Source organism: Colwellia sp. MEBiC06753, from assembly GCF_053470325.1.
Window position 1 is genome coordinate 20,506 of sequence record NZ_JBQMTM010000013.1, and the last position, 13,572, is coordinate 34,077.

The window sequence follows — 13,572 nt, forward strand, 5'->3', positions numbered from 1 at the left end:
ATTATTTATTTTCAAAAAGTTTGAATTCTATTGTTTCGTCATTTAAGTCAAAAACAACCTTATCTGACTCTAAAGCGACTAATCTTGCGCTATTAGCGATAAGCTCACCTTTACTTACTTTTACCATTTCATTGGCACTACCTTTAATTAAAATGAATGGAGCCTTTTTATCATTAAATATTCCTAGCAATTTAAATGATGTGCCGCCTAAGTTAATTTGAGCACCATCTAACTCTCCTGGTAAAGTTTGATCTATTTTTGGCAATGAGTCTTTTTCTTTAACTGCTAGCCATCTTTGCTCTATATCCAGCTTTTCGCTAGGAATACTGCCTATAATGTTAAACTCATCAATACTTAATGATTGGGTGGAATCTAATGCATTTTTAGAAAGTGGATAAAAGTCTACCACTAACATGCATAGAACCAATAAAGATAAAACCCACGAAGCTTGTTTAATCATGTTGCGCCTTGATTGAATTAGAGTCTATCATTTGCCATACAAACAATTGAAACCTTGCATTAAACTCCCCTCGCCCTTCTGAGTTTTGATTTAAATTTCGATGATTTAACCGATAGCTGTTGATTTTCAAAAGTGGCCGAGCTTCTTCTATTGCCCTAGTTAAATTTACTATGCATGCCCCGTCGCCTTTGGTGCTAATATTGATTCCCCACCTTGCCAACTTACTTGATAGCGTTGTACTTCCTTCAAAGCCAATTCGCTCAACACTGCACCCCGCAGCGACAATTAATTTATCTAATTTAGCTTGTACAGCCAACTTTAACCCAGCCTCATCAGGAGTAACATAAACGTAACCCTTTGCTTTTGCCAGTTGCTTACCTAACGCTTGATGCTGGGCTAAAAAGTCATCTTGATTATTAATTAGAGCATCAAGCTTTTCATTTTGAATTGTAAGTAAATTAAGTTGTTCTACCTGTTCTTGTTGATAGTCAGCAAGCGGTACTACTGCAAATTTAGCTAGCAAAATAGCACCAAGTATAATTAAGTAATGCCTATATGGTTCTATTTTTTGGTTAATTAGCTTCATATATGAGCCTTAGGTATTACTTGAATTGTAAAGTTTTCTCGTCCGCGTGATGATCTTACCGCACCATCAAACGTCGCAGAGTTAACTACATCCATTTCAGATACTTTCATTAATATGAGAGAAGCCTTTTCAGCGCTACCTCGTGCTACTAACTGCCCTTTTTCATAGGTAATTCTACTAATTTCCATACCGTTTTCTAGCAAAGCATCAACGATATTCCAGTATTGGTGCACATTTGGCTGGCTTTTAAATTCAGAAGATAATAAACCAATAAGTGCTTTATCACTGGTAATTTGCTTTTTAATAGTTAAAAGTTCACTAACTTGACCACTATTGGTGCCTACCGTGCTTTCCAACGAATAAACATTCCATGCTAAATAAATATTTGTGACGACATAAAATAAGAAAGCCGTTAAGAGTGGACCACCATACAACCAATGTAACTGAGTGCTATCAAGCCAATGTTTGCTATTAAGTTTAACTTTGCTCGCGACATTTCTAAGATCAAGTGTAAAAAATTTAGCAATTAACAGCTGTGCATATGCAACTTGGTCGTACTCAGTCACTTGAGCATCTAATGGAATACCAACACTCAATTTATATGTTTCTACATTATTCATTAAACCTTGAGCATAAGCAGTAACTGTTTTCCCGCTAGCTTGGGCAGCATAAGTTAAACCACAAGGCGTATGACATGCAGAAATTGACGGGACGGTTTGCAACGAACCGGAATTATTACGTTCGGTAAACAATAGTTCCGACTCTGGTATTAAAATTTTATCTTTACCTAAAGAATTTATAATTGATGAATCTACAGTAATGGTCTTTACATCAAAGCCGTCAATACTCTTATTGGCGAATACTTGAAATAAGCAGTTTTCATTGGCTACCGTAGACTTCTTTAATTTTAAGATTCGATTTAATTCTGTTTTATCAATTGAAGAAAAAGTTTGCCAAGACTCTGAATAGTTCTTTTTAGCCAATATATAAATACGCTTGTTAACCTTATCTTCAGGTACAAAACCTTTTTGCTTGTCTATTGAATAGCAAGAGTCGCCCCAATAGCCAACTTTTGATAATAGCCAGTTTTCTATTACTGGCCATTTCGATAAAAAATCTAGGTTCACGAATTATTCCATAAGGTTTCAGATATTATAACTGGGCGCTTTTGTGAATTAGGTCTAATCTCAACTATAAAGCTTTTCTGTAAATTATTTGATGTTGTCGCTGTTGATAAAACTACACTAAAAATTCGCCCAGTGCGGAATGATATAAAATCATCTTCGTCAATGCCAGTAACTTGAAAAAAAGATAGTCCGTTCAAATCAGCCTGCTCTCGACGATTAGTTGTTTGTTCATAATTCAAATCATCATTGATAAACGACTTTAATAATAAATCTGGGGCGTTAAGAGGATTAAATGATGAAATTAACGACAGCGAAAAATAACGTTTAAATTGATCAATTGTTAAAATTTCGCCACCTCTAATATGAGCGATTTCATCGAAAGACTGCAGGTAACCATTTCTTGGACCATAACCTAAGGTTTTAGCGTAATATTGTGATTCTGCACCATTGAGATGTTTAAGGTCGTCTTTGTCTTTCCAATCGGCTAATGAATCTAAAAAAATTCGTATCGACTCATCATCTTTGCCCAATTCTTCGAATAAGCGCTCAGCGACTCTTCTGTTTAAATGGTTCAAACTGAGTAAACCGGTGATATCTTGGATACTGGCATTTACTTGTGGCGTTAATTCAAAAGCTTGCCCATAAAAATTCCAGCGTTCTCTTATATTGCTTTGAGTGTTGTCTTGATCGTTAGAACTTTGCTGCTCTCGATATTGGTTATTTAAGGCAATTTTATAATGCTCTTCCGTTAGTAAATAATGCAATAGCTCCGATTCGGCAGACTCTATTGCAATAACACTGTAGTGGTAATCTTGCGTCAATCCAGCTGCCCCCACTTGAGTTCTTACAGTTTGGCTAATATAAATCGCAAGCATAGACAAAATAATAGAAATAATAAGCACTTGGATAAGTGCAATGCCTTGCTGAAAAAGATTACGATTAGTTAAAGGCATTATGCATCTGCTCGCATATCAGCAATTAACTTGTAGACAGATAACATTGGCAGTTTAACTATAATATCAGTTGATGAGTCAGCCTTAGTAAAATGAATATTTACGTTTTCTGGTAATACTCTCATTAGTTCAGGGTTATGTTCGGCATACCAAACGGGATCCAGACGTTTATTAGTAATTTCATCTTCTAGATTAATGTAACTTAAGGCATCTTCGAACGTTTTCCAGCCAAAATAACTAATAGTGATGCTATTAAAACCACTTAGTAACACTAATTCATGTTCCCAAAAGTCGGCTTGATCTATATTGGGCGGTAGCTGATTTACGTCAAGTAATACAAAGTTGTTAAACGACTTTTCTCGGTAAACCATTTGGTATCCATTGGGGCTTGCTAGCACTTCGACTTCAACGATCGCCCCACCGCTACTTATAATTGGGCTATTCGTCACAAAGCGTAACTTGGTTTCTGTACCGGAGAAGTATAAGAGCTCCTGCGGTTTAGCCCCATCATTATTAGTGACGCTAAATGCAATGGTTGAGGCAAGTGCTTTATTTAAGGTATCAATAGCTAAGCTATCACGCGTACCTTGCCAGAAATAGTCAACTCGCTTTTGCCACTTTTGTGTATACAGGCTATAGCCATAATACCCTGCAAACAAAATAACCATTAATAAAGCACTAGATAACATTAACTCTATTAAAGTAAACCCACGATAGCGATTCATTTGAATTACCATGTGGCCACCTTGAAGGAAAATGGTTTAATATTTTGGGCTGTTTTATACGGCCTTACTTCAACATCATATAAACCAAACTGTGGTGCAGGTTCAAAACTCTCGTCTATATATTGCACCCTGCTTTTAAATGATAGTCGAACAGCACTCCATTCATAACGAATACCAGCCTGTTCAAAAGTGCCTGCGTAGTTTTCTTGTTTTTCTTGACTACTAAGCACTTTAATTTGATGCTTAATGTTAGCTAAAGCAAGTGGCGTTAATTGGAAGTAAAATGCTTTTTGAGTAACTTTTTCTGAGGAAAAACTCGAAGCCTTAAATAAATCAGCAGTAACCGCCAACGCAGAAAAAAGAATAACTGCGGCAATCAAAACTTCAACCAATGAAAACCCTTTGCTATTCATATTGGGTAAATAACCCTTCAATACTGTAATTCACAATATTATTGTTAATAAATACACTCATCTCATTGGGTGAGACCACGCCTTTAGTGGTAACAAGAAAATCTCTAGCAACAAATATCAATTGTTTAAAATAAACAACTTCTTGTTGGTAGAGCTGATTATCTAAATAACTATCTGTATGTTCAAACGCCTGTTCAGCATCAGACTCATTCGATATGTCATTCTCTGCGAATGAATAAACAAACAATTTATTTTCTTCCAAGCGCACGTGCAGTTCTTTGCCCTGATAATATGCTTGGTAACTTAATTGTTTAAAAATTTGGTGTAACTTTTCAAGCTCTATATGGCGTTCTTGCTGATCAATACTTTTTTGAAACAGCCCGCCACTTAGCGACATAACCACAGCAAGAATTGCCATGACGACCATCAGTTCAATTAAAGAGAAGCCACTTCTTTTATTAAAATGGAACATCGTTTATCGACACCATGCTCATTAGCATTGAAATCACGATTCCGCCGACGAAGCCCCCCATAAAAACCAGCATAAGAGGCTCTAACAAGGTGGTAAGTTTACGAATAACGCCATCAAGATCAACTCGACTACGATCTGCCACCTCTTTAAACACTTTAGGTAAGGTGCCAGTTTCTTCTCCAACTTTGATTATAGAAAGAAAAAAGTCAGGGAAAATACGAGTTTTAGAAAGCACTTCACTTAGTTGCTTACCAGATTTAAGTTGTTTTAACGCTTGCTTAGTATCTCGTTTAAGGTCTTGGTGTTTAAGTGTGTTCGAAGTCAGCTCAAGTGTAGTATCAAGTTGTAACCCTGCATCTAACATCATCGCCATTGAGGACGCGAATCTTATTCGTTCTGCGGTCAAAATAACCTTTCCGACTCCAGGTAACTTTGATGCCACGATATACATTTTGTTTCTAAATTCGTTTTGTTTAAATAAATAACTAAAACTAACTAAAGCTAAAACAATAGAGCCAACAATAAGAGCTTCATAATTAACAAAAAAGTTACTAACGCCGATAATCGCTTGTGTATACCAAGGAGCTAGTGATAAATCGGTAAAAATTCCCGCCATTTTGGGTACTATAAATGTAAGCACAAAATAAACAGCAGCTAAACAAACAAACATAATTACTGTTGGGTAGGTTAGTGCTTGTGAAATCTGTGCTTTTAGCTCTTTTCTAAACTTTAAGTCGTCGGATAATCGCGTTAACACCTCAGGTAGATTACCTGAAGTCTCGCCAATTTTAAGTAAGTTAATATATAAGGGGTCAAATAACTCGCCATGTTGTGCAAAGGCGTCGCTTAACGACATACCTTTTTTTAGTGATGAAGATATTTTAGCTAACAGCCGATTTAATGCGGGGTTAACATTAGACTGTAAAACTATATCAATGCCTTTATCAACTCTTACTCCACTATCTAATAACAATGCAAGTTGAGAGGTAAAAAACTCTAGATCTTCTAATGATACTCGACTACCAAAAATTCCTTTTATTGATTTAGTGTTTGAAAGTGATTTAATTTCTATCGCATGAATGCCATTAGCTATTAATTTTTGCTGAGCTTCAAATTTATCTCGAGCTTCAACAAAGCCATGATGACGACCTCCTTGTTCATCTACCGCGTGATACTCGAAGTCCACTAGCCTGCAACCCTTAGAACTTCATCAATGGTAGTCACACCTTGAACAACTTTAAATAGGCCATCTTCAAGTAAGTTTCTGCGCATCATCAATTTATTATGGGCCTGTGCTTTTGATATAAACTGGTCATTTTTAGGAATTTGCTTTATTTCATCATCACAACGAAGGTATTCATTAATCGCTATACGACCTTTATAACCAGAAAAAGCGCATTTTTCACAGCCTACGGCTTCTTTGATGTTTAACGAAGTTATATTAAAATTTTGTGCAATTTTTTGAAGCTCATACTTATCAATTAACGCTTGCGGCTGTGCTACTGGCACAGAGCAATGATTACATAACTTTCGAGCTAAACGTTGAGCAACTACGGATACTAGAGCTGCATTTAATAAAAACTCTTCTACACCTAAGTCCAATAAACGAGTATAGGCACTCGCAGCATCATTGGTATGAACAGTAGAGAAAACTAAATGGCCAGTCAAAGCTGATTGAAGGGCTATACGCGCAGTTTCCGCATCTCGTATCTCACCTACCATAATGATATCAGGATCTTGTCGAACAATTGAACGCAAGCCCGCGGCGAAATCAAAGCCTATTTCATTATTTACTTGTACTTGGTTAATCCCTTCAAGTTGGTACTCCACAGGATCTTCCAGTGTTATAATTTTTACATCATTGGTGTTGAGTTCGTTTAAGAAAGTATAAAGTGTAGTTGTTTTACCTGAACCCGTTGGGCCAGTAAGTAATATAACACCAGTTGTTTTAGCTAAGTCTTGCTGAATTAGTTCTTGAGTATCATCAGCAAGTCCTAAAACGGACATATCGTATCGAATAGACTCTTTCCGAAGGAAGCGCAACACAACACTCTCACCATCATTTAATGGTAATGCAGAGACACGAATATCCAACTCTTGATTGGCAATACGCATTTCAATTTTGCCATCCTGAGGCCGGCGTTTTTCTGCGATGTCCATTCCCGATAATATTTTAAGACGAGTTATGATTGGCAACTGCATTTTTGCAGCTAAATTTTCAACTTCATGCAAAACACCATCTATTCGATATCTTACGCGAAATTTACCATGGTAAGGCTCTAGGTGCATATCCGATGCGCCTCTAGCTAATGCTTTGGTAATTAGTGTGTTAAGTAGATTAACTGTAGGTGCTTCAGATGCTAGTTCTCTAAGCCTTGCTTCTTCATCACCAGAGAGCTCATCATCGATATCTGAGCTACTATCTTGAATTTGATAAAAGAACGACTGCAAATCATTCTCTTTAGCCACCATTAAAATTGGTACAATTGATCTTTTCTGCAAAAAATCAAGAACTTCAATATTTAGAGGATCTTTAGCCGCCAACCTCCACTGATTGTCCTGACATTCAAGCAATAACCAACCATTGGCTTTTAAAAAAGCTAAGTCGGCATTTTCAAACGGCGTTGGTTGCCAATCCTCCCAAGGTTCTTTTATAAACAATGGTAGCCCAAGTAGCTTGCTATAAAGCTCTGCCAGGTCGTCTTCAGTAAGACAGCCCATATTTAATAAAATTTGCTCTAAGCGACCGCTGTTTCTGCTTTGATAAATTGAAGCTTTATCTATATCAGCTTGGCTTACGTTAAACTCTGTTACGAGTAGCTCTACAATATTTGTCATTGATGGATAATATCTTCACTTTCACCTGTACCACCTTCTTTACCATCTAACCCATAAGACATCATATCGTATGGTCGGCCATCTTTACCCGGTACAATATAAACATACGGTTGCCCCCAAGGATCCATAGGAATCGCTTTTGGTAAATAAGGACCATCCCAGCTAGGGTCGTCACTGGATCTTAACTCTTCTAACGACGCAGGAACCGTTCCGACATCTAGTCGGTAAGTGTCAATGGCTGTTTCAAACATTTGCATTTGAGCGATTGCCGTTTTCTTCTTCGATGAGCCGACCTTCGAAAATAATTTGGGTGCCACTAAAGATCCTAAAAGCCCCAGAATTATTAGAACGATCATCAGTTCCATTAAGCTGAAGCCAGTCATACGTTTTTTCATATTTACATCCGAATACATAAATTAAGCGAAGTCTATCAGTTGATATTTTTTCTGTCGATAGCGAGAAGACATACAGAAAACCAATTGATATTAAATGTATTAATATCAATTGGCAAAAAGAATTGGTAAAGAATTGTTAACCTTTGTTGGAGATAACACAATACTTCTGTAGTAGAGAAGAATAAATACAAAAGATAACTATAAAACAAGTTAACATCTGCCATGCAGGGATTTTCATTAGCTCCCCTAAAAGGCCAAATGATGCACAGGCTATAGACAACCCACTAATTAACCACAAAGCTTTTCGTGCCGTAATCCCATTAGCTAATAAAATATGATGAATATGACCATTATCTGCTTTAAACGGAGAGTCACCACGACGAATGCGTCGGAACATAATAGCAAGCATATCCATAAGCGGCACAGCTATAAGCCAAAGCGCAGTTACCGGTCTAAATGCAATTGCTTCATTAACATCGTTTTGAGTGCCTAATGTAAGTAGCCAAATAACGGTAAGCCCCATATACATACTACCGGCATCTCCCATAAAGATTTTTTTCCCTCTAGGGTTACGAGTACTAACGTTGTAGAACAAATAAGGGATGGTAGAAACAACAATTAACAAAGGCAACAATACGTTTTGCGTACTGCCATTAATTACCATTAGCACTGCGATTGAGCCAATAGTGATAATACTCATTGCGCCTGCTAAACCATCAATACCATCCACCATATTAAATGCATTAATTGCTGCGATGACTGCTAATATAGTGAAAATCATGCCATATTTACCAATATCAACATGACCTGAGCCAAATATAGCGCCAAAGTCACTAATATAGGTTTCTGCACCAAAGACCAAAATACAAGCGACTATGCCTTGGAATAAAATTCTAGATCCCACACTTAAATCATAAATATCATCAAGCGTGCCGATAAAAACAATCAATGCGGAAGAAATTAAATATAAGTTGATGATTTGGCTTTGTTCGATAAATAAACTCGAAGCGATTAAAACACCGGTAAATATCGAAATACCACCAATAAGCGGGATTGCACCATCATGCTTTTTGCGTTCATTCGGTACATCTATTAAACCAATATGAGGAGCTAACGGTAATAAAACCTTAATAGTGAGAATTGAGCAGATAAAAGCCACTGCCAGAGCCATAAATTCAAACATATATATTATGATGACCAAATATAGTGTTGAGAAAACAATCAAAAAGCCTACAAAAAACAGCGTGAATTATAGTGCTTTAGCTGCAAGTTAGCTAGTAGGGAAGTAAGAATTTCTAGCTAAGTTGCAGCTTTCATTACCAAGAAATTGTTAAATTCCAGATATTGCCGCTATTGCTACGGCTGCTTGATAAACAATTTGTGTGCCGGTAGCCCATAAACTTAGGTTGTCCATAAAGTAAGAATCTAACGGCACTACTACAGTATCGCCTGGGCTTATATTATTGGCACCATTGGCAAACCAGTTACCTGAATCAGGGATTACCACGCGACCATTAGCTTTTATCACATAGATTCTGTCTTCATCAGCCTGCTGTTTAGTTCCACCACTAAGTTTTACGTAATCGAACGCATCTAAGTCTTTACTATAAAGATGTGAGGTAGCGACTTGCACTTGACCAACAACGTTGATTGAGTTTTGCATTGTGGGGACATAAAGAACGTCACCATTTTCCAATAAAATATCGGCTGAGCTATCAATTTGAATACGCGGTAAGTCAACCACTAAGCGACCAACTGGCTGTACTTTAGTTAAATCAGCAAGTAGCATTTTTGCTTGTTCATAATCAATTGACTGAGAGTCTTTTTGCGAAAGACTTTTTGAAGCAATTTCTGTACGTAAACTTTCAGATACTTTTAAAATATTTTGAAGTTCTAGTTGCTTAAGTTTTTCGCGAGTAAAAACTGAACCTTCAGGATAAGCAAACTCAGTAAAACCGCCAGCCCGTTCAATCAGCTGTCCTAGGGTTTCACCACGCTGAATTGTATATTTACCAGGAAATAAGAACTCACCACGCAATTCAATTATATGGTTTTCTTGCCATGCAGGAATAACATGAATGTTTAATCGATCTTTACTTTGAATCGATATATTGTCGCCATTTTCATTTGCTAAGGCGCCATGTAAATTAACATTAATCGAGCTTTTTCTGGCTTGATTATCAACCACTTCATTTCGCGTAATTTCTGCCCTATCTAAGTAAGCTGATTCTAACAGGCCGCCAGACGCAGCAACTAAGTCGTCTACTTTGCTGTTATTTGCTAAAGGATAAATACCCGGGTATTTAACGGCGCCAACCACTTCAACTAATTGTAAAGGCTCTCCCGATGCCGCTTGGTGTTGCAGCTTTTTAATCACCGGCGCTAATAGCTTTTGACGAGAAAATACGCCTATCTCTTTAGGGTCAACCTCTTCTTCATAAGATCCACCAGTGAGCTCTTCCATCGATTTTTCGGCTAACTTTAATGATTCGTCTAAATCATCAAGCTCTTCAAATGGCACTTCTTCACCATACTCCAACCAGAACATCCGCTCTTTATATTGCTCTTTAGCCTTATCTTTTTCTTTTTTTATTAACTCTTCTTGAGTCATCGCCAGCAAATCTAACGATTGCTCCGCTAACGCATTAGTGTCATTAATTGAAAAAATTAAAATGCGATCATGGGGTTGCAACACTAAATTATCGTCTGAATTAACGTTACTAAGTGCGTCAAACAAACTGAATTGTAGAATTTCGATATTACGACCAATATCTTTCTCTCGAATCACTAAACTATAGTTTAAGTCAGCATCATCAAGCATGTAGGCATGAATATTTGGCAGTAAGTCAATAACCTTTTGCCCTTGTTGCCACTGATATTTGCCCGGACGAGCTACTGCACCGATAACAGTCACGGAATCATCATACTGCGCCGAAGTTTTCATGACTTTAACAACATCACCAGCTTTAGCTAGTTGCTTTTTAGCTTGGTCATTAGTTAAATCAATGTTAACTACCGTGCGGATATTACGCTGATTAAAACGCTCGACTACTGTTGCTGATGGATAAGCCGTTGGTAATAAGCCACCTGCCATGGTTACAACGTCTTCGAAACTATTGTCGGGGGCTAACTCATAAATGGCAGGACGTTTTACTTCACCGCTAACCGTTACTCGGTCGCCAACGGGGGCAATAAACACCACATCGCCAGATTTTAGAATAATGTCGTTCGATGAGTCGCCATAAATAAGCAGATCATACAAATCTAATGTCGTCACTAACTTACCAGCGCGCTTAACTTGAATGTTACGTAATGAACCAATATCGTTAATACCGCCTGCCGCAAAGATGGCATGGGTAACACTGGATAACGCGCTTAGTACATAAGGCCCTGGTTTAAATGCGTCACCCGCAACAAACACTCGCATAGAGCGTAAATTGGCAAGTGTTACCACCACATCAACACCTAAGACTTTCTTTTTAACTTCGGCGGAGAAATATTGCTTAACTTCCTGATAAGTTAAACCAGAAACAGCAAATGGACCTAAATTTGGCAGAACAACTTCCCCTTGACGGTTTACCGGAAGTTCATATTCTTCATTTTCTTTACCAAACATTTGAATTCTAATGGTATCGCCGGCACCTAGAATATAATCTTCAGGCACAGCAATATCTAAGGTTGGGGCAAAAGTAAATGGGGCATTTGCAAAGACATCATAACCAAATGGCTTTGGTTCGGTATCTTCTTCCTCTTCTTCTAATTCTTTAAGTTTTTCTTCGGGAAACTCTGGATTACCAAATTCATCAAATTTTGTGCCTCTAGGGTAAACCGTTTGCTCAACTGCAGTTTCATTTGTCGTTGTATCGGTATTTCCCTGAAGCTGTTTTCTTAAGGTGTTGTAATCGATACCCATACTTTGCGCAAGCGCGCGTTGCTGTGAAGGAGGTAACTTTTTAAATTGTTCTATTTGCTGTGGGGAAATCTGGCTTGGTGCCTGAGCAGCTTGAACCGAATATGGCAGGACTAACAATGTAACGAGCAGCCCAACTAAAGCAAATAACTGACTAAGTATGTTTTTCATTTAACAACAATTTCCCTGAACAAATCTAAACAAAACAAGTAACGCGAATAAATTAATCGCGGATTTTAACACAGCAACGCATATAGTTAAGTATTTAAATGTACCTAAGCTGTAATGTAGCTTTGCTGCGCAACACATTCCATTGAATTAATCTTCATATAATTCATCAAGGTACGACTCAAGCTCAGCCTCTTCGTCCTCATTCACTTCTATCGGCGGGTTCCCATCGTAAACTTTATATTGCATGTTTTGGAAATAAACATTTTTAACAAAAGTATAAGGATCGACAGCTTCATAAATAAGTTGTTCTTGTTCCATTAATTGGGCTCGAGTCTCAAGGCCAATGACAGCAATGCGGGCAAGGTTTGGCCAAAAATCAATTACCGCTAAAGGCCAGTAATATTTATCGACAAAGTCACCGACCTCCTCACGAACAGAACTTGGTCCCCATAGTGGTATCATAATATAAGGCCCATCGCCGACACCATAAACACCGAGTACCTCTCCAAACTCTTCTTGAGTACCCGTCCAGCCAAAGTCGCTTGCAGGATCAAAAAAGCCAAATAAACCAATGGTTGAATTTAAGAGGAATCTACCCGCACTAACCCCGGCATCACTAAACTTGCCTTGAAGTACATTATTGATGAAAGACGAGGGTTCATTTAGGTTTAATGCAATATTGTGCAAACCTGTGCGTAACGGTTGAGGTGTATATTCGATGTAAGCCAACGTAACTGGCTTATAAACATATTTATCTGCGTAGTCCCAAGTCAGGGTAAAAAACGCCCTGTTCATGGGCTCAAGCGGATCTTTAGGATCTGAATCGACCTGAGATGTTGAAGAACAGCCAGATAAGAAAATAGATGAGACAAACAGTAATGTGTATACCGCTTGATTTCGAAAAGCAGATAAGGCAGCCAATGAACTTCCCTTTAAGGTGTCGATAGTTAATAGTTTTGTTATTTTGCGCAGTTTATCATGGGATTATTTTGGGTACACCCACTAGTACGCTATTAATTTGTAACAAGCCTCAGTTATTTAAGGCTTTAGTTATTTAAGGCCTTGTTTATAAATCGACAACAACATTTCGACTTCCGCACGCGGTAGGTCACACTCTTTCATTATTTCTTCAGCATCAGCTCCTAAGGCTGCTAATTTCGATGCTCGCGTATAAAATTTATCGAGTGGTTCTGCTTCTTGCAATTGCTGAATAGCTTGAGACAATTTACTGCAATCAACTTGAATTGCTTTAATTCTGTGCTCTAATTGCTTAGACACTTGCTCATGTTCCGTTGTAACCAACGCTGAATTTTCTGCAAATTTATTGTGCTGCTCATATAACGATGAAATATTAACTTGCATATCCGCAGTTAACATTTCGGTCGCAGTTAATTGGCTTTGTGTTATTTTCAACGCTTTACTGAGTTGCTGAACTTTCAGAAAAAGTAATGCGATAACTGCAAGAAATATAACCACAACAATAAGCAACACACTGATCTCTAATTGCACAGTAATTTATTCC

14 protein-coding genes are annotated in these 13,572 nt (G+C 37.7%); all 14 read right to left on the reverse strand.

Features of this window, described 5'->3' with window-relative positions; translation table 11 throughout:
• Position 1 precedes the first annotated feature (1 nt).
• Entirely contained in the window at positions 2-460 is a 459-nt protein-coding gene (locus ACOB82_RS11110; RefSeq protein WP_448213060.1) for a hypothetical protein, read from the reverse strand.
• On the reverse strand, positions 453-1,046 hold the full coding sequence (locus ACOB82_RS11115; protein WP_448213061.1) for a hypothetical protein: 594 nt from the start codon (positions 1,044-1,046) through the stop codon (positions 453-455). The genes ACOB82_RS11110 and ACOB82_RS11115 overlap by 8 nt, the downstream gene beginning before the upstream one ends.
• Positions 1,043-2,173: a hypothetical protein gene (locus ACOB82_RS11120; RefSeq protein WP_448213062.1), complete on the reverse strand. Its 1,131-nt coding sequence runs from the start codon at positions 2,171-2,173 to the stop codon at positions 1,043-1,045. Before ACOB82_RS11120 ends, ACOB82_RS11115 begins: the two co-directional genes overlap by 4 nt.
• Positions 2,170-3,126, reverse strand: a complete 957-nt coding sequence (locus ACOB82_RS11125) for a general secretion pathway protein GspK (protein ID WP_448213063.1) — start codon at positions 3,124-3,126, stop codon at positions 2,170-2,172. Before ACOB82_RS11125 ends, ACOB82_RS11120 begins: the two co-directional genes overlap by 4 nt.
• Positions 3,126-3,863 (reverse strand): PulJ/GspJ family protein, encoded by a 738-nt coding sequence (locus ACOB82_RS11130; RefSeq protein ID WP_448213064.1) that lies wholly within the window; start codon positions 3,861-3,863, stop codon positions 3,126-3,128. Before ACOB82_RS11130 ends, ACOB82_RS11125 begins: the two co-directional genes overlap by 1 nt.
• Positions 3,857-4,264 (reverse strand): type IV pilus modification PilV family protein, encoded by a 408-nt coding sequence (locus ACOB82_RS11135; protein WP_448213065.1) that lies wholly within the window; start codon positions 4,262-4,264, stop codon positions 3,857-3,859. Before ACOB82_RS11135 ends, ACOB82_RS11130 begins: the two co-directional genes overlap by 7 nt.
• The gene (locus ACOB82_RS11140) at positions 4,257-4,736 is read right to left on the reverse strand and encodes a type II secretion system protein (protein WP_448213066.1); all 480 of its coding nucleotides are present in this window, start codon (positions 4,734-4,736) and stop codon (positions 4,257-4,259) included. Before ACOB82_RS11140 ends, ACOB82_RS11135 begins: the two co-directional genes overlap by 8 nt.
• Positions 4,723-5,922 (reverse strand): type II secretion system F family protein, encoded by a 1,200-nt coding sequence (locus ACOB82_RS11145; RefSeq protein WP_448213067.1) that lies wholly within the window; start codon positions 5,920-5,922, stop codon positions 4,723-4,725. The genes ACOB82_RS11140 and ACOB82_RS11145 overlap by 14 nt, the downstream gene beginning before the upstream one ends.
• A complete protein-coding gene (locus ACOB82_RS11150; RefSeq protein ID WP_448213068.1) occupies positions 5,922-7,574 on the reverse strand; it encodes a GspE/PulE family protein in 1,653 nt (550 codons plus the stop codon). Before ACOB82_RS11150 ends, ACOB82_RS11145 begins: the two co-directional genes overlap by 1 nt.
• The gene (gene gspG / locus ACOB82_RS11155; protein ID WP_448213069.1) at positions 7,571-7,969 is read right to left on the reverse strand and encodes a type II secretion system major pseudopilin GspG; all 399 of its coding nucleotides are present in this window, start codon (positions 7,967-7,969) and stop codon (positions 7,571-7,573) included. The genes ACOB82_RS11150 and gspG overlap by 4 nt, the downstream gene beginning before the upstream one ends.
• A gap of 136 nt (positions 7,970-8,105) precedes the next feature.
• A complete protein-coding gene (gene wecA, locus ACOB82_RS11160) occupies positions 8,106-9,152 on the reverse strand; it encodes a UDP-N-acetylglucosamine--undecaprenyl-phosphate N-acetylglucosaminephosphotransferase (RefSeq protein ID WP_448213070.1) in 1,047 nt (348 codons plus the stop codon).
• Positions 9,153-9,299: 147 nt separating this feature from the next.
• Complete coding sequence (locus tag ACOB82_RS11165) at positions 9,300-12,050, reverse strand: SLBB domain-containing protein (protein ID WP_448213072.1); 2,751 nt, start codon at positions 12,048-12,050, stop codon at positions 9,300-9,302.
• A 147-nt stretch (positions 12,051-12,197) separates the two neighbouring features.
• A complete protein-coding gene (locus ACOB82_RS11170; RefSeq protein WP_448213073.1) occupies positions 12,198-12,971 on the reverse strand; it encodes an MlaA family lipoprotein in 774 nt (257 codons plus the stop codon).
• A gap of 129 nt (positions 12,972-13,100) precedes the next feature.
• Positions 13,101-13,559, reverse strand: coding sequence for a DUF2802 domain-containing protein (locus ACOB82_RS11175; RefSeq protein WP_448213074.1), 459 nt, complete (start codon positions 13,557-13,559; stop codon positions 13,101-13,103).
• Positions 13,560-13,572 lie beyond the last annotated feature (13 nt).

Excerpts from the sequence above, each read along its gene's own strand:
- ACOB82_RS11110 (WP_448213060.1), bottom strand. The coding sequence starts at position 460 with ATGATTAAACAAGCTTCGTGGGTTTTATCTTTATTGGTTCTATGCATG.
- ACOB82_RS11115 (WP_448213061.1), bottom strand. The coding sequence starts at position 1,046 with ATGAAGCTAATTAACCAAAAAATAGAACCATATAGGCATTACTTAATT.
- ACOB82_RS11125 (WP_448213063.1), bottom strand. The coding sequence starts at position 3,126 with ATGCCTTTAACTAATCGTAATCTTTTTCAGCAAGGCATTGCACTTATC.
- ACOB82_RS11130 (WP_448213064.1), bottom strand. The coding sequence starts at position 3,863 with ATGGTAATTCAAATGAATCGCTATCGTGGGTTTACTTTAATAGAGTTA.
- ACOB82_RS11135 (WP_448213065.1), bottom strand. The coding sequence starts at position 4,264 with ATGAATAGCAAAGGGTTTTCATTGGTTGAAGTTTTGATTGCCGCAGTT.
- ACOB82_RS11140 (WP_448213066.1), bottom strand. The coding sequence starts at position 4,736 with ATGTTCCATTTTAATAAAAGAAGTGGCTTCTCTTTAATTGAACTGATG.
- ACOB82_RS11150 (WP_448213068.1), bottom strand. The coding sequence starts at position 7,574 with ATGACAAATATTGTAGAGCTACTCGTAACAGAGTTTAACGTAAGCCAA.
- gspG (WP_448213069.1), bottom strand. The coding sequence starts at position 7,969 with ATGAAAAAACGTATGACTGGCTTCAGCTTAATGGAACTGATGATCGTT.
- wecA (WP_448213070.1), bottom strand. The coding sequence starts at position 9,152 with ATGTTTGAATTTATGGCTCTGGCAGTGGCTTTTATCTGCTCAATTCTC.
- ACOB82_RS11165 (WP_448213072.1), bottom strand. The coding sequence starts at position 12,050 with ATGAAAAACATACTTAGTCAGTTATTTGCTTTAGTTGGGCTGCTCGTT.